We start from the raw sequence: 19,428 nt of genomic DNA on the forward strand, positions 1-19,428 counted from the left end.
CTCATGGCTTATCAGCTCCAGCTCCTGCGCAACCTCATCCAACGACACCCGGAGCGGGCAGGCAATCTTGAGTTGCACGTCCGGGCGCTGGAACAGAGCATCGAGCAACTACCCAACACCTGCCTTGCCAGCGTCCGCACGATCTTTGAGGCAGCCCAGGCTTCCATCGGGTTGTCCTTGAACATCGAGTTTGGCCGTGATGGCTTACCCGGTCGCATGACCAAGGTTATCGAAGCCTTCGACTTCACGATGATCGATCACCCAGACGGTGATAAGATCCATGAAGAGCTTTCCGCACTTATTAAGGGCATTGAGGAAACGACTACCGCGCTTGCCCGCCTGAGCAATATTCCCAACATGCGCCATGGCGGCGCGCTCGATTGAGCGGTTTTGCAGCGCCAGCACGCCTACATGTTGGGCGGCCTATGCGATGCGCTCGTATCGTTCCTGCTCGATGTTGCGTGGAGCCGACCGTCCGAAGAAGTGGAAGGGCCGTCCGGCCCGTCATATGATTTGGAAGGCGCATTCAACGACAATCTCGACAGTGATTACGAGCTGGTGAAAATCGCCGGGTCGATTTTTGAACCCAGCCGCATCCTCTTCACGTTGGACGCCACGCAATATGAGGCAGCACTTACCGAATGGCGGCTGGCCAATCCCGCCGAAGGGGAACAGGAAGCTGCCGCATGACCTATCCCACCGGTGGCACTTCTCCTCCCGGCCGCTTTAACGAGGGCGCGGTTGAACTGGCGGCCCTGAGCTGGCTCGACCTATCCGGTTGGCGGGTGCTGCGCGGAGATTATCTGGCCCCTGATGGGCCTATGAGCGCCCGGACTGACTACAAGCAAACGGTGCTGCTAGGGCAACTTCGCGATGCGCTCGCAACGCTCAATCCCGATGCAACCTCAACGATGGTTGAAGCGGCGGTGCGGGCCGTGCTGGCTGCGCCAACCCAAAATCTGCTCGAAAACAACCGGGCATTCCACGAGCTGCTGGTGTTCGGCGTTCCGGTGGAATTGAACGAAAATGGCCAAACCCGTACAGTCCGCCTGCGCTTGATCGACCAGAAGAAGCCCGAAAACAACAGCTTCATCGCCGCAAATCAGTTTGTGGTGCAGGCACAGCGGCACACGATCAGGCCAGACATCGTGCTGTTCATCAACGGCTTGCCGCTAGCGGTGCTAGAACTAAAAAATCCTGCCGATGAAAACGCCACGATGGAACGTGCACACGAGCAACTCCAGAATTACAAGAACAAGGCACCTGAACTGTTCCGCTTCAACGCGGCGTTGGTAATCAGCGACGGAATGGAAGCGCGCATCGGCTCGCTTACGGCAGGAGCGGACCGATTCCAGCCATGGCGGACCATCGACGGCGAAAAGCATGACGACTTTGACCGGGCGGAACTCGAAGTGCTTATCAAAGGCGCGTTCGATCCGGCGCGGTTTCTAGACCTGGCGTTCGATTATACGGCGTTTGAAATGGCCGATGGCGTGGTCAAATCGAAGAAGCTTGCAGGCTATCACCAGTTCCATGCCGTGCGCCGAGCACTGATCTCAACAGTCAAGGCAGCGGGCGAAGGCGGGCACCGCAAGGGGGGCGTGGTGTGGCACACCCAAGGCAGCGGCAAATCGCTGACCATGCTGTTCTTCGTCCGCCAGCTTCAACTAGCGAAGAAGCTCAAAAATCCGACGATTGTTGTGGTTACGGACCGCAACGATTTAGACGATCAGCTTTTCAAGACTTTCGCCGCGCATAGCAGCGCCATTCGCGGCACGCCGCAGAACGCCGATACCGTGGTGGCAGTGCGGGAACAGCTCAAGGTCGATATTGGCGGGTTGGTATTTACGACCATCCAGCGGTTTCGGGGCGATGATGGCGAGCATCCCTTGCTCACCAGCCGCAGCAACGTGATCGTGATCGCGGATGAAGCGCACCGTTCGCAATACGGCCTCAACCGCCGCTTTGTGACACGCGGCGATGAAGTACGCGAAGAAGTGGGCTTCGCTGAATATCTGCGCCAAGCCCTGCCCAACGCGACCTTTATCGGCTTCACCGGTACGCCGATCGACGAAAGGGATCGCAGCACGGCGGCGGTGTTTGGCGACGTGATCGACACTTACGACATGACCCAATCGGTCATCGACAGGGCGACGGTGCCAATCCACTATTCCGCCCGGCTAGCCAAGCTGATGCTGCGGCTTGATGCGGAACAACGCGAAGAGTTGGACGCGCTGGCCGAAGAACTTACTGAAGGCAGCGACGTGCGCGCCGCCGAACAGCTGAAGGCAAAGTTCAGCCGATTTGAGGAAATTGTTGGCTCAAAAGAGCGCGTCGAAACCGTTGCCGCTGACATCGTTGCCCATTTCGAGGAACGCAAAATTGCAATGGGAGGCGGCAAGGGAATGATCGTGGCGATCAGTCGCCAGGTCGCCGTTGCCCTTTATGATGAGATCGCCCGTTTGCGCCCGGCGTGGGTTGGCGCTGATCCGGCGGATGACAGCGATGGTATGATGAAAGTCGTCATCACCGGCAACAATGCCGATCCACAGACAATGCAGCCGCATATACGCACCAAGTCGCGATTGGAGGAGTTGGCAGACCGCTTCAAAAATCCACAGTCCGGCTTTGACCTTGTGATCGTGCGGGACATGTGGCTGACAGGCTTCGACGCGCCTTCCCTTCACACCCTTTATATCGACAAGCCGATGCGTGGACATGGCCTCATGCAAGCTATTGCGCGGGTCAACCGCGTGTTCGGTTCCAAGCCGGGCGGCCTGATCGTCGATTATCTCGGCATCGGTGCGGAGTTGCGGGCGGCATTGGCGCAATACAGCGCCCGCGATCAGGAGCAAGTCAGCCTCAACATTGATGAGGCAGTGAGGCAGCTTCTGACGAAGGTTGAATCCGCGCTTTCCTTGCTCGGCAAGGTCAACTGGAAAGCGTTCTTCGACGCTGAACCAACCGCCCGCCTGACCATCCTTAAACAATGCCTTGAGGAAATACTATCAAGCGATCATCGCGCGGAGTTCGTTGATTTGGCGACCCAAGCTGAAGCGGCTTTTGCCATCGCATCGGGTGATGAACGCGCCTCTGCCAAACGTCAGGAAGTGGCTTTAATCGTCGCATTGCGTGCGAACCTCGTAAAATACACGGCTGGTAAGGACGGGCGCGGCAGGCAGGCGATGGAGCAGGAAATCCGCCAGCTAATGTCGCAAGCCGTAATGTCAGATGGCATTCTTGACGTGTTCAAGGACGCGGGCCTTGAGCGGCCCGATCTTGCAATCCTATCGGATGATTTCCTGCTAGAAGTAAAACAGTCAAAGCAACCCAATTTGGCAGTTGAAACGTTGCGACGGTTGTTGCACGGCAACATCAAGGCCCGCAAACGGATGAACATCATTGAGGCCCGTAAGCTGAGTGAACGGCTGGACGATGTGCTGAAACGCTATCACAACCGGGCAGTCGATAGCTTGCAGGTTATTGATGAGTTGATTGCGTTGGCGCGTGACGTTTCTTCCTCCGCAAGGCGTGGCGATGAGCTGGGCATGGCACCTGAGGAGTTGGCCTTTTACGATGCTTTGGCGGAGAACGGGTCAGCCAGGGATTTGATGGAGCGCGATACGCTCCGCACATTGGCACAGCTGCTGGTTAAGGCTATCCGCAGCACGGTAACGGTTGATTGGACACAGAAGGAAAGCGTCCGAGCAAAAATGCGCATTGAAGTGCGAAAACTTCTAGCTCGATATGGCTACCCTCCAGATTTGCAAAGAGCAGCGGTTGACCTCGTTTTGGAACAGGCGAGTGCGATCGCGACTGATTGGTCAACATGACAATTTGAGGAGGTTGAACCGAAACCACCCGCAGTCATCAAAAGTGTGGTCAGCGGCTCAATTTCCTACCAGTATCACTATACCCCCCGGCGAAGGCCGGGGTCCAGATACGCAGGTCTGACAACGAAGCGGTTTGCGCCGCCACAAGCGGCTGGAAGTTGGACCCCGGCCTTCGCCGGGGCGGGGGAAGGCAGGCCTTCGCCCGTTCGCCTCAGCGATTGCCGAGCGCGACGATGTGATCGAACACCGCCGGGTGGATCGGCTTGGCGAAGGCGCAGCCATATTTGAACTTGTCGCGCCAGGCGACCACCGCCTCGAGCGCGGCCATGCCGGGCAGCGTCAGCCATACGATCGTACCGGGCCATAGCGTGAAGCTGGTTTCCGCGCGGAAGCCCGATTGCGACAGGTCGGTCACCTCGATCTCGAAGCGGGTCTGGCCACGGTCGCGCAGGTGCGCGCGCATCTTGACCGAACGCCGGAGCGCATGGCGATTCTCTTCGCCGGTCACCGGCTCGATCGGATCGTGGAAGGCGGGCTGGGTCATGGCGACCCTTATCGCGCGAGGAGGTTACTTTTCCGCAAACGCCCCGGTCGGTGGCGCGCTCGAAACGGGAGCCCGCACGCCGGCATGCCGCCGCCGTTTCAACTCCGCCTTCAGGGCCTCGGGACGCGGTGCCACCAGGAAACCGAAGCTGACCGTCCCCGCCTTCGTCTCCACGACATGATGCAGCCGGTGCGCCTGCACGATCCGTTTCATATACCGCGATTTCGGCAGATACCGCGTCGGCAGCCGGCGGTGGACGATGACGTCGTGGAACCCGAAATAGATCGCGCCATAGGCGGCGATCCCCGCCCCGATCCAGGTGAAGCCCGACCACCAGCCAAGCTGCACCCCGCCCAGCAGCAACATGATCGACGGCACCGCGAAGATCGCGGCGTACAGATCGTTGAGTTCCCAATTGCCGGCACGCGCGCGGTGATGGCTTTCGTGGAGGAACCAGCCGAACCCGTGCATCACCCAGCGGTGCGCGGCATAGGCGAACGCCTCCATGCCGATGACGGTAACAAGGAACAACAAGGTCGCGATCGGCCAGTGCATAGCGCGCCCTATAGGCGTCCGCCCTTGCAAAGGCGAGCCGGGCCGTGCTTAGGCGGGACATTCCCGATCCTCGAAAAGGTCCGCGGCACCCATGAACATCCACGAATATCAGGCGAAGGAACTGCTCGCCAAGTTCGGCGTCCCCGTCCCTACGGGCTTTGCCGCATTGTCCGTAGAGGAAGCGGTCGAGGCGTCGAAGAAGCTGCCCGGGCCGCTCTATGTCGTGAAGGCGCAGATCCATGCCGGCGGTCGCGGCAAGGGCAAGTTCAAGGAACTGGGTCCCGATGCGAAGGGCGGCGTGCGGCTTGCGAAGACCGAGGACGAGGTCCGCGCGGCGGCGACCGACATGCTCGGCAACACGCTGGTGACGATCCAGACCGGCGAGCATGGCAAGCAGGTCAACCGCCTCTACGTCACCGACGGCGTCGACATCGCCAAGGAATTCTACCTCGCATTGCTCGTCAACCGGGCGACCGGGCGCGTGTCGATGGTCGCCTCGACCGAGGGCGGGATGGATATCGAGACCGTCGCGCACGACAGCCCCGAGAAGATCCACGCGATCGATATCGACCAGGCGACGGGCTTCATGCCGCACCACGGCCGCGCCGTCGCCGCCGCGCTGGAACTGTCGGGCGATCTCGCCAGGCAAGCCGCGTCGACCGCATCGAAGCTGTACGATGCCTTCATCGGCACCGATGCCGAGCAGATCGAGATCAACCCGCTCGCCGTCACCGACGACGGGAAGCTGATGGTGCTCGACGCCAAGGTGGCCTTCGACGGCAATGCGATGTTCCGCCACAAGGATCTGCTGGACCTGCGCGACGAGACCGAGGAGGACCCGGCCGAGCTGGAAGCGTCGAAATACGACCTCGCCTATATCAAGCTGGACGGCGATATCGGCTGCATGGTCAACGGCGCGGGGCTTGCCATGGCGACGATGGACATCATCAAGCTGAACGGCATGTTCCCGGCGAACTTCCTCGACGTCGGCGGCGGCGCCAACAAGGAGAAGGTGACCGCGGCGTTCAAGATCATCCTCGGCGATCCCAACGTGAAGGGCATCCTGGTCAACATCTTCGGCGGCATCATGCGCTGCGACATCATCGCCGACGGCATCGTCGCCGCGGCGAAAGAGGTGAACCTTTCGGTGCCGCTGGTTGTTCGGCTGGAAGGCACCAATGTGGAGAAGGGCAAGGAGATCCTCGCGAATTCCGGCCTGGCGATCGTGCCTGCGAACGACCTGGGCGATGCCGCGAAGAAGATCGTCGCCGAGGTGCAGAAGGCGGCGTGAATCAGGAGGTAGGTGGTGACCGACAATGTCGACAACCTGATGCTGGAGCATCTGAAGAAATTTCAGGCGACGCTCGACAGCATGCAGCGCGATATACGCGAGTTGAAGGTTCGGCAGTCGGAAACGCATAGCGCCGTCCTGGCGCTTCGCCGCGATCAATTAGGTGATGCCGAGGTGACGGCTCACATGCAGACACAGATGGATCGGTTCGGAGACAGGCTCGACCGTGTAGAGCGCCGGCTCGACCTGACAAATTGAGGTAAGAGGATGAAGCTATTGGTCCCCGTCAAGCGCGTGCTTGACTATAACGTGAAGCCCCGGGTGAAGGCGGACGGGACGGGCGTCGACCTGGCGAACGTCAAGATGAGCATGAACCCGTTCGACGAGATCGCGGTCGAGGAAGCCATCCGCTTGAAGGAAGCTTCCGTGAAGGCGGGCGACGCGACGGAGATCGTCGTCGTCTCGATCGGCGAGCAGAAAAGCCAGGAGACGCTGCGCACCGCGCTCGCGATGGGCGCGGACCGTGCGATCCTGATCGTCAGCGAGGACAGGGTCGAGCCGCTCGGCGTCGCCAAGCTGCTCGCCAAGATCGTCGAGGAGGAGCAGCCCGACCTCGTCATCCTCGGCAAGCAGGCGATCGACGACGACAACAACCAGACCGGGCAGATGCTGGCCGGGCTGCTCGGCTGGGGCCAGGGCACGTTCGCGTCGAAGGTCGAGATCGCGGACGGATCGGTCAGCGTTACGCGCGAGGTCGATGGCGGGTCGGAAACCGATACGCTGACGCTGCCTGCGATCATCACCACCGATCTTCGCCTCAACGAACCGCGCTACGCCTCGCTGCCCAACATCATGAAGGCGAAGTCCAAGCCGATGGCGCAGAAGACGCCCGCCGATTTCGGTGTCGACGTGACGCCGCGGATCAAGACGCTGAAGGTCGTCGAGCCGGGCAAGCGTTCCGCGGGCATCAAGGTCGCCGATGTCGACGAACTGGTGATGAAACTGCACGCGATGGGAGTGGCCAAGTGAAGACGCTCGTCTGGGTCGAACATGACGGCAGCGCCGTCAAGGATGCCACGCTGTCCGCGGTGACCGCCGCGGCGAAGCTCGGCGAAGTCCATCTGCTCGTCGTGGGGCAGGGTGTGGACGGCGTTGCCGCTGCGGCCGCGAAGATCGCCGGCGTCGGCAAGGTGCATGTCGCCGACGACGCCGCGTTCGCGCACGCGCTCGCCGAGAATGTCGCGCCGCTCGTCGCCGAGCTGATGGGGCATCACGACGCGTTCGTCGCGCCTTCCACCACCAACGGCAAGAATATCGCGCCCCGCGTCGCCGCGTTGCTCGACGTCATGCAGATCAGCGATATCCTGTCGGTGGAGAGCGAGGACATTTTCACCCGCCCTATCTACGCCGGCAACGCGATCGCGACGGTGCAGACGTCGGACGCGAAGAAGGTCCTGACCGTGCGCGGCACCGCGTTCGAAAAGGCCGCGGCCGAGGGCGGTTCGGGCACGATCGAGGCGGTCGCATCGACCGGCGATGCCGGTGCGGATCGGGGCCTGTCGACCTTCACCGGATCCGAGATCGCCAAGAACGAGCGCCCCGAGCTGACCAGCGCGAAGATCATCGTGTCGGGCGGCCGTGCGCTCGGGTCGGGCGAGAAGTTCCACGAGCTGATCGATCCGCTGGCGGACAAATTGGGCGCGGGCGTCGGCGCATCGCGCGCGGCGGTCGATGCGGGCTATGCCCCCAACGACTATCAGGTCGGCCAGACCGGCAAGATCGTCGCGCCGGAAGTCTATGTCGCGGTCGGCATCTCGGGCGCGATCCAGCATCTGGCGGGGATGAAGGACAGCAAGACCATCATCGCGATCAACAAGGACGAGGACGCGCCGATCTTCCAGGTGGCCGACATCGGTCTGGTCGGCGATCTGTTCAAGCTGGTGCCGGAGCTGACGGAGAAGCTGTGAGCCCGTGGTTCAGCCGGCAACCCGTACGAGCGATGCGGTCGGGTTCGGCGTAAGCAAGCGGCGGCGGATCGAAGCCGGGACGAATCGGGCGATGCCAAGATCGTCCAATACCGCGCCCAGCGGGGTCCGCGGCGACGGATAGCGTGACACGATCGTTGCGTGCGCGGGAATATGGTAGTCGGGCGAGAAATACAGCGCCCCCGGTTTCGGTTCACCCCGCTCCACCATCGTCAGGCGATTCCAGGCGATCGGCATCAGCGCGCGGTGATAGGTCGCGGCGTCGGTGACGATCGGCGTGGTCGGCAGCGATCGTGCGGCGATCACGAGTGCCTGTGCCGCCCAGCGCGGATGCGTATTCTCGATCGAGAGCATCAGCAGGTTGGTCGCGACCGCGACGGTCAGCACCGCCGCGCGCACGCGCAGGCGCGCGCGGTCGAGCCAGACCGCCACCGCCACCGCCGCGCCGATCGCCGGGAGCATGAAATAACGCGGGTTGAGCACCAGCTTGGTATAGAGCGCGCCGACGAGCAGGAAGGTCGCGAGCCCCAGCGCGACGAGGATCGTCATCCGCCGCCTTGCCGGTGCCGCCAGCATCCGGTCGACACGGAGCGCGACCGCCGCGATCGCCAGCCAGAAGATCAGCGCGAAATCGTCGTTGATGAGAAGCACGAGCAGCGGGTCGATCGCCGGATGGACGAGGACATTCCCCTCCAGATTGGCGGCGCGGTCGATATGACTGTCGTGATGGAATGCGACGTCCCAGCGGTTGAGCGGGTGTCCGGTCGCCAGCCATTGGAACAGCGCCTCGCCCGCCAGCAATAGCGCGCAGGCAAGCCCCATCGCGATCATCGCGCGCCGCGGCACCGGCCGGCCGAGCATGAACAGCGGTACGAAGCCGAGCAGCGCCAGCGCCGTGGTTTCCCGGCACAGGATCGCGGTGCCGAACGCCAGCCCGGCACCCACCGCACGCCGTGGCGTCGCGGCGTCGGTCGCCGCGCAGTCGCCGATCAGCAGGATGCCGACCAGCAGGAACGTCGCTTCGGTGAGATCGCACGACGCGGTGGTCGCGTTGGCGACGACGACGGGCATCGTCGCCAGCAGGATCGTCGCGATCCAGCCGGCCCGCGCTCCGCCGATCCGCACCGCGAGCGCATGCACCGCGATCAGGAACGCGGCATACCAGGACAGCGCGACGAGCGTCAGCGCGGGGGCACCCTCGCCGATCACGCGCATCGCGGCGGCGAGCCCGATCACGAGCGGGAAACGCGTCGCCCAATGATCGTGACCGGCGAACGGCGGCGCGACGAGCCAGTGCCGTGCGGCCAGATAATAGGCCGCATCGTCCGACGCGGCATAGCCGATCCACCCCAATGCGAGCGCCGCGAGCACGAGCATCGCCGTAAGCACGGGCCAGTGCCAGGTCGCGACGAGGCGGCCGCGGACGATCGTCCGCGCGGTCGGAAGAATCTCCATCCTTCCTGCCTAATGCACGGGCTTTAAAAAATGGTGGCGGGCGCTCCGGCCAGCCTCAGGCCTCGGGGATCGACGCGCCGGGCGGCGGCTCGACGATCAACGGCGGTACGCCGCGCAGCACCAGTCCGAGGATCAGCGCCACCACACCCGCGACGAGGCAGAAGCCCGCCACTCCGGCCCAGCCGTAGCGGCTCCACGCCACGCCGCCGGCGGAGCCGAGTACGCTCGATCCCAGATAATAGAAGAACAGATACAGCGCCGCCGCCTGTCCGCGCTGGCCCGTTGCGCGGCGACCCACCCAGGCGCTGGCGATCGAATGCGCACCGAAAAAGCCGATCGTAACGACGCCGATGCCCGCGACGAAGACGCCGAGCGGGCGCGCCAGGGTCAGCGCGGTGCCCGCGATCGCTATCGCGATCGGTACCCAGAATATGCGCCGCCGCCCGATCCGGCCGGCCAGCCCGCCGAACCAGGCCGAACTCGCCGAACCGAGCAGGTAGAGCAGGAACACCGCCCCGACCGCCGCCTGGCTGAGCGCATAGGGTGGGGCGAGCAGGCGGAACCCGGCATAGTTGTAGATCGTGACGAAGATGCCCATCAGCAGGAATGCCTCGGCATATAGCAAGGGCAATGCGGCGTCGGCGAAGAGGCGCTTCGTCTGCGCCAGCACCACATGCGGCGGTAATGCGGAGCGCGCAAACCGGCGCGAGGGCGGTGCCAGCCGACGGAATGCCTCGCCCATCGCCAGCCCGAGCAGCCCGACCACCGCGAGCGCCCATCGCCATCCCGCCAGATCGGCGACCAGGCTTGCGACGAGCCGCCCGCCCATCCCGCCGAGCGCGCTGCCGGCGATATACAGCCCCATCGCCGCACCGACCGATGCGGCGTCCACCTCCTCCGCAACATAGGCCATCGCGACCGCCGGCACCCCCGCAAGCGCAACGCCGGTCAGCAGCCGGAACGCCAGGAGTGCGCCCCAGCCGGGCGCGGCGGCGGCGGCGAGCGTCAGCGCGCCCGCGGCGATCATCGCCCACACCATCAGCGGCCGCCGTCCGACCCGGTCCGACACCGCGCCGGCGACGAGGATGCCGACCGCGAGCGGCCCGGTCGCCAGCGATACCGCAAGCGATCCGCCCGCCGCGCTCAGCAGGTACTGATCGGCGAACAAAGGCAGCAGGGGCTGGACAGAGTATAGTAACGAGAAGGTCGAGAAGCCTGCGAACAGCATCGCGAGCGTCAGCCGCCGATAGGCAGTGCCCCCGCGGGCATGGCCTTCAGAACCCACCGAGGAATCCGGCGACATTGTCGCCGAGCGCGCCGACCGCATAGCCGCCCTCCATCAGGATCGCGGTCGGCCAGCCGCGCGCGGCGATGTCGCGCGCGAGGACCGGATAATCCGTGGTCTCCAGCGCGAAATGGCTGATCGGATCGCCGCGCCAGGTGTCCGCGCCGAAGCTGACGATCAGCAGCCCGGGCGCGAACCGGCCGATCGCGTCGAGCGCCACCGCCTGCGCGTCGCGGAACGCGGTCAGCGTCGTACCGTGCGGCAAGGGCAGGTTGAGCGTCGCGCCCGCGCCCGCGCCTTCGCCCCCGCCGGTCTCGTCGGCATGGCCCCAGTAGAAGGGATAGTCGGTCGCCGGATCGGCATGGAGGCTGGCGTAGAATATATCGCCGCGCGCGCGGAAGATGTCCTGCGTGCCGTTGCCATGGTGATAGTCGATATCGAGGATCGCGACTCGCGCGGTGCCGGCGTCGCGCGCCGCCTGCGCCGCGATCGCGGCGGCGTTCAGGTGGCAATAGCCGCCGCAATAATCCGCACCCGCATGATGCCCCGGCGGCCGGCACAAGGCGAACGCCGCACGCTCCCCCGCCAGCACGGCGGCGGTCGCGGCAAGCGCGGACTGCGCGCTCCAATAGCTCGACGTCCAGGCCTCTGCGGTGATCGGCGTCGTCGCGTCGAAGCTGTAACGGCCCATCGCCGCATCGATCCGGTCGAGCGGCACGGTGCGGCGGCCGACGACCGGAAAGGCGTAGGGGATCGCATCCCCGGAACGCCCCGCCGCCGCCCAGCGCGCGGGCGCGGATCGCAGGAAATCGACATAATCCGGGGCGTGGACCGCAAGGATCGGCGCGGTGCCGCGATCGGGCGGCGGCTCCGTCCCGCCGATCGCGGCCAGAATCGCGTCCACGCGCGCGGGCGTCTCCGCATAGGGCGCGAAGCCGCCATTGTGAAGTTCCAGGGCCGGCGCATGCAACGCTTGGCGGGGATCGAAGAAGCGCCGCATCACATCCTCCGCGCCGGTGCCGCGAAGCGCAACACGCCATATCCCGCCAGCGCGGACAGGATCGACCCCGCCAGCACGCCGATCCTTATCGCCGCCATCCGCGCCGGATCGCCCGGAAAGGCCAGACCACCGATAAACAGGCTCATCGTGAAACCGATCCCCGCCAGCAGCGTCACGCCGTACATCTCCACCCAGCGCACGCCGCTCGGTCGTCTGGCGATGCCGATCCGTTCGGCGACCGCGACCACCGCCAGCATGCCGAACTGCTTGCCGACGAACAGCCCGGCCGCGATCCCGATCACCAGCGGTCGCGCGAGGACCTCGACGCCGAATCCGGCGAACGACACGCCGGCATTGGCGAGCCCGAACACCGGCACGACGACGAACGCGACCCACGGCCCGAGCGCGTGTTCGAGCCGGTGGAGCGGGGAACCCGCCGCATCGGGCGCGCCCGGCGACCGGCGGATCGGCACGAACACCGCCGCCAGCACCCCGGCGACGGTCGCATGCACGCCCGATCGTAGCACCAGCAGCCACAACAGTGCCGCCGCGATCAGATAGGGCGCGAGCGTCGCGATCCCGCGCCGGTTCATCGCCGCCATGATCGCCAGCACCCCCGCCGCCGCCGCCAGCGCGCCGAGGTCGATCCCGTGGCTGTAGGCGACCGCGATGATCGCGACCGCGCCCATGTCGTCCGCGATCGCCACGGTGGTCAGGAACAGTTTCAACTGCGGCGAGACGCGCGGGCCGAGCAGCGCCATGACGCCGACCGCAAAGGCGATATCGGTCGCCGCCGGGATCGCCCAGCCGGCCCGGAGCGCGGGATCGTGCCGGGTGACCGCGAGGTAGATCGCCGCCGGCGCCGCCATCCCCGCCACCGCCGCGACGATCGGCAAGCGCCGCCGATCGGGTCTGGCGAGCTGGCCGTCGATCAGCGCGCGCTTGATCTCCAGCCCGACGAGCAGGAAGAACAGCGCCATCGCGCCATCGTCGATCCACATATGGACCGTCATCGCACCCATCGCCGGGGCGATGACGGGGCCGGTTTTCAGCCGCAGCAACGAGTCATAGGCGTTTGCGGCAGGCGAATTGGCGAGGATCACCGCGAGCGCCGCCGCCACGATCAGCACGACCCCGCCGGCGGCTTCGCTGGCCAGGAACGCACGCAACGTGGACGGAGCGGGGCGGGTCATTCCCTTTCCTAACCCCGGTCGCGCCATCGGCAATGGTCAGAACGGCGCGAGCTGCGGGTCGGGGGCCGGCTCCAGCGGCCGGCGCGCGAGCACGTCGTGCCGCGTCCGCCCGACATGGCTGTGGTCGACGAGGCCGCGCGGCAGGTCCGCATGATCGTCGATGACGTCGATCGTGACGTGCAATTGTTCCGCCGCGAGCGCCTGTCCGCGCGCGTCGAATCAACGAAGCGGCCAGGATTCACCCGATCGCTCGTCACCCCGCGCGCCGACAGGTCACCGGGCCAGCTTCTGCGTAACCAAAGCCTTCATGTCGACGATCGGCCGCGCGCCGACATGCCCGATGATCTCCGCCGCGCAGATCGCGCCGAGCCGAAGCGATTGCGTCAGGTCGCGACCCTGCGCCTGGCCATGCAGGAACCCGGCGGCGAACAGATCGCCGGCTCCCGTGGTGTCGACGACCCGGTCGATCGGCTCGGCGGCGACATCGGCGCGCGTTCCCGCCTGCACCGCGCAGGCACCATCGGCCCCGCGGGTGACGACCAATGTCGGCACCTTTGCCGCGACCTGCGCCAGCGCCGCCTCGAAATCCTGGGTCCCGGTCAGCGCCGCCAGTTCGGCTTCGTTGGCGAACAGGATGTCGATCAGCCCGTCCGCGATCAGCTTCCTGAAATCGTCGCCGTGGCGCGAGATGCAGAAGGTGTCGGACAGCGTGAACGCGACCTTGCGCCCGGCCTTGCGTGCGACCTCGATCGCGGCACGCATCGCGGCGCGGGGCTCCTCGGGATCCCACAGATAGCCCTCCAGATACAGGATCGCCGCATCCGCGATCAGATCGCGGTCGAGCGCCGCTTCGGGCAGGAACTGCGATGCGCCGAGAAAGGTGTTCATCGTCCGCTGCCCGTCCGGGGTGACGAAGATCAGGCAGCGCGCGGTCGTCGGCTCGCCGCTGCGCGTCGCGGTCGCGAAATCGACGCCCGCGGCGCGGATGTCGTGGCCGAACACATCGCCCAGCTGATCGTCCGCGACCTGGCCGATGAAGCCGCAGCGGCCGCCCATCGCCGCGATCGCCGCGACGGTGTTCGCGGCCGAGCCCCCGGACGCCTCCATTCCCGGGCCCATCTTCGCATATAGCGCGTCCGCATCCTCGGGGGAAAACATCAGCTGCATCGATCCCTTCGCCATCCCCTCCGCGGCGATGAAGGCGTCGTCGGTCTGCGCGAGGATGTCGACGATGGCGTTGCCGATCGCGACGACGTCGTATCTGGGGGTGCTCAAGGGGCTGGTCCGCTTCGTGGATAGGGCGAAAGCCGTTGCCGTACGGGGCAAAGCGCAGCAGGACAATGGCCGTGATCCGCGCTTTCTTCCTGTCGATCGGCCAGCTCGGCGACCCCGCGATCCTGCGCGTGCTGGCCGGTTCGATCGCGATCACCTGCGCGGTATTCGGGCTGATCGGGGTCGGCGTGTGGTTCGGGGTACAGGGGTTGAGCGACGACTGGCTCGGCTTCCGCTCGGGCGCGCTGTCGGGGCTGGTGGCGGTCGCGGTGGTGGTCCTCGGCGGCTGGCTGTTGTTCGTCGTGGTGGGGATCGCGGTGCTGCAGATGTTCGCCGACCGGATCGTAGCCGCGGTCGAGGCGCGACATTATCCCGCCGCGCGCGCCACCGCGCACATGGTCGGGCCGGGGCGCGCGGCGTCGATGGGATTGCGATCGGCGGCGCGGGCGCTGCTCGCCAATCTCATCGCGCTGCCGGTCTATATCGTGCTGCTGTTCACCGGCATCGGGCCGGCGATCGCGTTCTTCCTCGTCAACGCCTGGGTGCTCGGGCGCGATCTGGGGGACATGGTCGCGGCGCGGTACCTCGGGCATGCGGCGATGCGCGGCTGGCGCAAGGCGAACCGGTCGCGGCTGTTCGTGCTGGGACTTGTCGAGGCCGGGCTCTTCGTGGTTCCGCTGGTCAACATCCTCGCCCCCGTCGTCGGCGCGGCGATGGCGACGCATCTGTTTCACGAGGATAGGGCATGAAGACCATCGCAGCGATCGGACTGGGACTGTCGCTGGCGGGTTGCGCCGCGACACCGGCGGCACGGCCCGCGGCGGTGGGGCAGGTAGCGGTGCCCTATAACCCGATCGGGCTGGAACGCGTAATCGGACAGGATGCCGCCAGCCTCACCCGGCTGTTCGGCCAGCCCGACGCCGATATCCGCGAAGGCACCGCGCGCAAGCTGCAATTCCAGGGCCGGTTCTGCGTGCTCGACGCGTATCTGTATCCAAAGGACGGGCAGCCACCGCGCGTCACCTATATCGACGCGCGCGAACCCGACGGCAGCACGATCGACCGCGCCAGCTGCGTCTCCGCGCTCACCCGGCGCGAAGGCGGGAAATAGCCCAGCCGGCGGCTTCCGCGACGACCGGCGACGGGTCGGCGGTAAGCGGCGCGAGCGACGCGACCAGCGCGGGATCGGCGCTGTTGCCCGCCGCGATGCAGGCGTTGCGGACCATGCGGTCGCGTCCGATCCGCTTGATCGGCGAGCCGGCGAAGACCTGGCGAAACCCGGCATCGTCGAGTCGCAGCAGGTCAACCAGTTCGGGCGCGGCCAGTTCGGCACGCGGCGTGAACGCGCGGTTGGCGCGGGCGGCGGCGGCGAACTTGTTCCACGGGCATACCGCCAGGCAATCGTCGCAGCCATAGATGCGGTTGCCAATCGCGACGCGGAATTCATCCGGGATCGGCCCGGCATGCTCGATCGTCAGGTACGAGATGCACCGCCGCGCATCGAGCCTATACGGTGCCGGGAAGGCGTCGGTCGGGCAGGCGCGCTGGCACGCGTCGCACGATCCGCACGCGTCGCGCGCTGGTCCGGCGGCGGCGAGATCGAGCGTGGTGTAGATCGCGCCGAGGAACAGCCAGCTGCCATCCATCCGGCTGACCAGATTGGTGTGCTTGCCCTGCCAGCCGATCCCCGCCGCCTCGGCCAGCGGCTTTTCCATGACCGGGGCGGTATCGACGAACACCTTCAGGTCGCCGCCCGCTTCCGACACCAGCCAGCGGGCGAGCGCCTTCAGCTGGCGTTTGACGACATCGTGATAGTCGGACCCTTGCGCATAGACCGATATCCGTCCGATCCCGCGCTCGTCCGCCAGCCGCAGCGGATCGGCGGCGGGGGCGTAGCTCATCCCGAGCGAGATCACGCTGCGGACGTCGGGCCACAGCGCGGCGGGCGCGGCACGTTGATCGGCCCGCGCCTCCATCCAGATCATGTCGCCATGCGCGCCGTCCGCGATCCACGCGCGCAGCCGCTCGCCCGCCAGCGGCGCTGCATCAGCGCGCGCGATCCCGCACGCGGCGAAGCCCAGCGCCGCCGCCCGGGCGGCAAGGCGAGTCTCGATCGCAGGGAGGGTCTTCGTCGGCGTGTCCATGTGCCATCGCTACGGCGAATCGTAATTTAGCGCGATGCTTCACGCGCCGGGCAAAGACTTGCGCGTTCGTGCCGCGACGATACACCGGCCGTCATGGACCGTATCCTCATCCGCGGCGGCAATCGCCTGTCCGGTCGCCTGCCGATTTCCGGCGCGAAGAACGCCGCGCTGACGCTCATGCCTTGCGCGCTGTTGACCGACGAACCGCTGACGCTCCGCAATCTGCCGCGCCTCGCCGATGTCGACGGCTTCGGGCATCTGCTCAACCAGTTGGGCGCATCGACCGCGATCCAGGGGTCGCGGCCCGAGGATTTCGGGCGGGTGATGACGATCCGCGCAGGCACGCTCACCTCGACCGAGGCACCGTACGACATCGTGCGCAAGATGCGCGCGTCGATCCTGGTGCTCGGCCCCTTGCTCGGCCGCGGCGGCGAGGCGCGGGTCAGCCTGCCCGGCGGCTGCGCGATCGGCAACCGGCCGATCGACCTCCACCTGAAGGCGCTGGAGGCGATCGGTGCCGAGCTGGAGATGGCCGCGGGCTATGTAAAGGCGACGGCACCGGGGGGGAGGCTCTCGGGCGGCAATTACCGCTTCCCGATCGTATCCGTCGGCGCGACCGAGAATGTCGTTATGGCGGCGGCGACCGCGCGCGGCACCAGTAGGATCGAGAATGCCGCGCGCGAGCCGGAGATCGTCGATCTGTGCCGCTGCCTGGTCGCGATGGGCGCGTCGATCGACGGCATCGGCACCGAGACGCTGACGATCGAGGGCCGCGACCGGCTGCACGGCGCGACCTATGCGGTGATGCCCGACCGGATCGAGGCGGGCAGCTATGCCTGCGCCGCTGCGATCACCGGCGGGTCGCTCGAACTCGTGAACGTCGCCGCCTCCGACATGCGCGCCACGCTCGACGCGCTGGTCGAGGCGGGGGTCACGGTCGAGGAGCGCGCGCGCTCGGTGCTGATCGAGGCGACCGGCGGGATCGGCCCGCTGACGCTGTCGACCGCGCCCTATCCGGGCTTCGCGACCGACATGCAGGCGCAGTTCATGGCGATGCTGTGCCGCGCGGACGGGGCGAGCGTGCTGACCGAGACGATCTTCGAGAACCGCTATATGCATGTGCCGGAGCTGGCGCGGATGGGTGCCGACATCCGGGTCCATGGCCGAACCGCGGTGGTGAAGGGCGTCGACCGGCTGACTGGCGCACCGGTGATGGCGACCGACCTGCGCGCGTCGATGAGCCTGATCCTGGCGGGACTCGCGGCGGAGGGCGAGACGCAGGTGTCGCGGGTGTACCATCTCGACCGCGGCTACGAACGGCTGGAGGAAAAGCTCAGCGCGGTCGGCGCGGATATCGAGCGGGTGGGGGACGGGTGAACCCCGAAACTTTCGCCGATGTACGTCAAATACCGGAACCGCTGCGGTAATGGCCGGGTGACGCCTGCCAACCACACGAGACCGGACATGCGTATCATCCTCTCGATCGCGGCGGCGGCGGCGGCGCTGGTCGTTCCGGCCATCGCCTTGCCCAGACCGACACATCGGCGATGAGCACGAGCCACGCCAAGACGAAGCACTACAAGGACAAGGACAAGGCGATGTCGAGCGGCATTTCGGGTTACACCAGCAACACCGAAAGCGGCCAGGCGACGCCGCAATCGGTACCGGGTGCCAGCACCGACGGATCGCAGCCGGGCACCAGTTCGGGCGCGACGATCCCTACGGGTCAGACCACGTCGAGCACGGGGGATCCATCCGCGCCGAGGTGAACGCGTCATCGCACCGTCCGGCCCCGGCAGCGCGAGTTGTCGGGGCTGTGATCCGGATCATCGGTGCGGTGCGGCTTGGGCGAAGAGCCGGGTCACGCGTTCGATGTCGACTGCCGCTGGCCGATCCGTTCGGGGACCGCCGCGGCGTCTTTTTGCAGTGCAGTGTCGGGCCCCACGGCTTCCCACGGGAAGACGTACCAGTCCTTCGTCACCGTCCGGTCGATCACGCGCGCGCGGTAATCGACGCGCTGCGCCGAGACGCGGTTGTCGATCAGCGTCGCGATCCGGATCGATCCGGATATCGCCCCGGCTGTCGCGAGCGCCGTGCGGAGCGCGCCGATCGTCAGCCCGGAATCGTTGATGTCGTCGACGAACAGCAACCGCTCGCCCGCGTGGCTATGCCCGGCCAGCCGAACGACCACATCGCCCGCGAAATCGGCGAGCTGGCTCGACCGGTCGCACGACAGCATCGACAGCCCGGTCGCATGGCTGAGATAGACCGCAGGGACCAGTCCGCCGCGGCCGATCCCGACGATATACGTCGGCGTCCAGCCGACATCCGCGCGGATCGCCGTGGCGAGCGCGGTCACGTCCTCGACGAACGCGGCGTGCGATATGGCGGTAAAGACCGGCATCAGGCGGCCACGACCGCTTCTTCGGGCAGAAACGACGACCCGAAGGTGAAGGAGGGATTATCGTGCATCCCCTTTCATTGTCGCTCCGCCACGGACGTGCAAGTCGTTGCCATGGCCCCAGGCCAGGCAAACCTGTCCTAGCGACGGGGCCAGGATGGGGATGACGAAGATCATCCGCGCGGGCCAATGGTGCGTGCCCTGTGTCGACCGGTGAAACGAGCGTCATCGCCTAACCCTTCGGTAAAGTTTGCCCGTTACCGAAGGGCGATGCCGCGTTCCGACCTGTCCGCCGACACGCGAGTCGGATCGGTCGCTACGGCAGCCTTGCTGGCCGCCGCCGCCATAGCGGGGCTGATGCTGCGGTATCGGGGGATTGCCGACGAACCGCTCTGGCTGGACGAGGCATATAGCGCTTTCGCCGCCGACCACGGGTGGCGCTTTCTGTGGCGGGTCGTCCCCAAATACGA

22 protein-coding genes are annotated in these 19,428 nt (G+C 66.1%); 12 read left to right on the top strand and 10 right to left on the bottom strand.

The window, feature by feature from the left end:
- Positions 1-3: 3 nt before the first annotated feature.
- From HUU99_RS09280 to HUU99_RS09290, 3 genes are read left to right on the top strand one after another with little or no spacing between them, the layout of a single operon-like run.
- The gene (locus HUU99_RS09280; protein ID WP_174286296.1) at positions 4-384 is read left to right on the top strand and encodes a hypothetical protein; all 381 of its coding nucleotides are present in this window, start codon (positions 4-6) and stop codon (positions 382-384) included.
- A 6-nt stretch (positions 385-390) separates the two neighbouring features.
- On the top strand, positions 391-690 hold the full coding sequence (locus HUU99_RS09285) for a hypothetical protein (protein ID WP_174286297.1): 300 nt from the start codon (positions 391-393) through the stop codon (positions 688-690).
- On the top strand, positions 687-3,833 hold the full coding sequence (locus HUU99_RS09290; RefSeq protein ID WP_174286298.1) for a type I restriction endonuclease subunit R: 3,147 nt from the start codon (positions 687-689) through the stop codon (positions 3,831-3,833). The genes HUU99_RS09285 and HUU99_RS09290 overlap by 4 nt, the downstream gene beginning before the upstream one ends.
- A gap of 211 nt (positions 3,834-4,044) precedes the next feature.
- Here the strand turns inward: HUU99_RS09290 and HUU99_RS09295 are convergent, their stop codons facing one another.
- Positions 4,045-4,377 carry a PilZ domain-containing protein gene (locus tag HUU99_RS09295; protein WP_174286299.1) on the bottom strand — a complete coding sequence of 111 codons (333 nt, stop codon included), beginning with the start codon at positions 4,375-4,377 and terminating at the stop codon, positions 4,045-4,047.
- Between the two features lie 24 nt (positions 4,378-4,401).
- Positions 4,402-4,932 (bottom strand): sterol desaturase family protein, encoded by a 531-nt coding sequence (locus HUU99_RS09300; RefSeq protein ID WP_174286300.1) that lies wholly within the window; start codon positions 4,930-4,932, stop codon positions 4,402-4,404.
- Between the two features lie 91 nt (positions 4,933-5,023).
- On the opposite strand from HUU99_RS09300, the gene sucC reads away from it, so the two are divergent.
- From sucC to HUU99_RS09320, 4 genes are read left to right on the top strand one after another with little or no spacing between them, the layout of a single operon-like run.
- The gene (sucC, locus tag HUU99_RS09305; RefSeq protein ID WP_174286301.1) at positions 5,024-6,223 is read left to right on the top strand and encodes an ADP-forming succinate--CoA ligase subunit beta; all 1,200 of its coding nucleotides are present in this window, start codon (positions 5,024-5,026) and stop codon (positions 6,221-6,223) included.
- A 15-nt stretch (positions 6,224-6,238) separates the two neighbouring features.
- A complete protein-coding gene (locus HUU99_RS09310; protein WP_174286302.1) occupies positions 6,239-6,481 on the top strand; it encodes a hypothetical protein in 243 nt (80 codons plus the stop codon).
- Between the two features lie 9 nt (positions 6,482-6,490).
- A complete protein-coding gene (locus tag HUU99_RS09315) occupies positions 6,491-7,252 on the top strand; it encodes an electron transfer flavoprotein subunit beta/FixA family protein (RefSeq protein WP_174286303.1) in 762 nt (253 codons plus the stop codon).
- Complete coding sequence (locus HUU99_RS09320) at positions 7,249-8,190, top strand: electron transfer flavoprotein subunit alpha/FixB family protein (RefSeq protein ID WP_174286304.1); 942 nt, start codon at positions 7,249-7,251, stop codon at positions 8,188-8,190. Before HUU99_RS09315 ends, HUU99_RS09320 begins: the two co-directional genes overlap by 4 nt.
- Positions 8,191-8,199: 9 nt before the next feature.
- Here the strand turns inward: HUU99_RS09320 and HUU99_RS09325 are convergent, their stop codons facing one another.
- The 6 genes from HUU99_RS09325 to HUU99_RS09350 all read right to left on the bottom strand — a co-directional run bounded on the left by HUU99_RS09325 (position 8,200) and on the right by HUU99_RS09350 (position 14,416).
- Positions 8,200-9,663, bottom strand: a complete 1,464-nt coding sequence (locus tag HUU99_RS09325) for an ArnT family glycosyltransferase (RefSeq protein ID WP_174286305.1) — start codon at positions 9,661-9,663, stop codon at positions 8,200-8,202.
- Between the two features lie 55 nt (positions 9,664-9,718).
- The gene (locus HUU99_RS09330) at positions 9,719-10,948 is read right to left on the bottom strand and encodes an MFS transporter (RefSeq protein WP_254603085.1); all 1,230 of its coding nucleotides are present in this window, start codon (positions 10,946-10,948) and stop codon (positions 9,719-9,721) included.
- Entirely contained in the window at positions 10,938-11,948 is a 1,011-nt protein-coding gene (locus tag HUU99_RS09335) for a histone deacetylase family protein (protein ID WP_174286307.1), read from the bottom strand. Before HUU99_RS09335 ends, HUU99_RS09330 begins: the two co-directional genes overlap by 11 nt.
- Entirely contained in the window at positions 11,948-13,141 is a 1,194-nt protein-coding gene (gene nhaA / locus HUU99_RS09340; RefSeq protein WP_174286308.1) for a Na+/H+ antiporter NhaA, read from the bottom strand. Before nhaA ends, HUU99_RS09335 begins: the two co-directional genes overlap by 1 nt.
- A 36-nt stretch (positions 13,142-13,177) precedes the next feature.
- Complete coding sequence (locus HUU99_RS09345; RefSeq protein ID WP_174286309.1) at positions 13,178-13,324, bottom strand: hypothetical protein; 147 nt, start codon at positions 13,322-13,324, stop codon at positions 13,178-13,180.
- A gap of 90 nt (positions 13,325-13,414) precedes the next feature.
- Positions 13,415-14,416, bottom strand: a complete 1,002-nt coding sequence (locus tag HUU99_RS09350) for an adenosine kinase (RefSeq protein ID WP_174286310.1) — start codon at positions 14,414-14,416, stop codon at positions 13,415-13,417.
- Positions 14,417-14,487: 71 nt separating this feature from the next.
- Here HUU99_RS09350 and HUU99_RS09355 point away from each other — a divergent pair, with 71 nt between their 5' ends.
- Both HUU99_RS09355 and HUU99_RS09360 read left to right on the top strand, forming a co-directional pair.
- Entirely contained in the window at positions 14,488-15,162 is a 675-nt protein-coding gene (locus HUU99_RS09355) for an EI24 domain-containing protein (protein WP_174286311.1), read from the top strand.
- Positions 15,159-15,524, top strand: coding sequence for a hypothetical protein (locus HUU99_RS09360; protein WP_174286312.1), 366 nt, complete (start codon positions 15,159-15,161; stop codon positions 15,522-15,524). Before HUU99_RS09355 ends, HUU99_RS09360 begins: the two co-directional genes overlap by 4 nt.
- Here HUU99_RS09360 and queG read toward each other — a convergent pair.
- Positions 15,499-16,557, bottom strand: a complete 1,059-nt coding sequence (gene queG, locus HUU99_RS09365) for a tRNA epoxyqueuosine(34) reductase QueG (RefSeq protein WP_174286313.1) — start codon at positions 16,555-16,557, stop codon at positions 15,499-15,501. The genes HUU99_RS09360 and queG overlap by 26 nt on opposite strands.
- A gap of 93 nt (positions 16,558-16,650) precedes the next feature.
- Here queG and murA point away from each other — a divergent pair, with 93 nt between their 5' ends.
- Positions 16,651-17,934, top strand: coding sequence for a UDP-N-acetylglucosamine 1-carboxyvinyltransferase (gene murA / locus HUU99_RS09370; RefSeq protein WP_174286314.1), 1,284 nt, complete (start codon positions 16,651-16,653; stop codon positions 17,932-17,934).
- A 170-nt stretch (positions 17,935-18,104) separates the two neighbouring features.
- Positions 18,105-18,326 carry a hypothetical protein gene (locus HUU99_RS09375; RefSeq protein WP_174286315.1) on the top strand — a complete coding sequence of 74 codons (222 nt, stop codon included), beginning with the start codon at positions 18,105-18,107 and terminating at the stop codon, positions 18,324-18,326.
- A gap of 92 nt (positions 18,327-18,418) precedes the next feature.
- Here the strand turns inward: HUU99_RS09375 and HUU99_RS09380 are convergent, their stop codons facing one another.
- Positions 18,419-18,961 (bottom strand): phosphoribosyltransferase, encoded by a 543-nt coding sequence (locus HUU99_RS09380; RefSeq protein WP_174286316.1) that lies wholly within the window; start codon positions 18,959-18,961, stop codon positions 18,419-18,421.
- A 267-nt stretch (positions 18,962-19,228) separates the two neighbouring features.
- Between HUU99_RS09380 and HUU99_RS09385 the strand changes: the two genes are divergently transcribed.
- Positions 19,229-19,428, top strand: a 200-nt coding sequence (locus tag HUU99_RS09385) for a hypothetical protein (RefSeq protein ID WP_174286317.1), incomplete at its 3' end; no start/stop codon positions are given.

This window comes from Sphingomonas bacterium, assembly GCF_903642285.1.
Taxonomy (GTDB): domain Bacteria; phylum Pseudomonadota; class Alphaproteobacteria; order Sphingomonadales; family Sphingomonadaceae; genus Sphingomonas.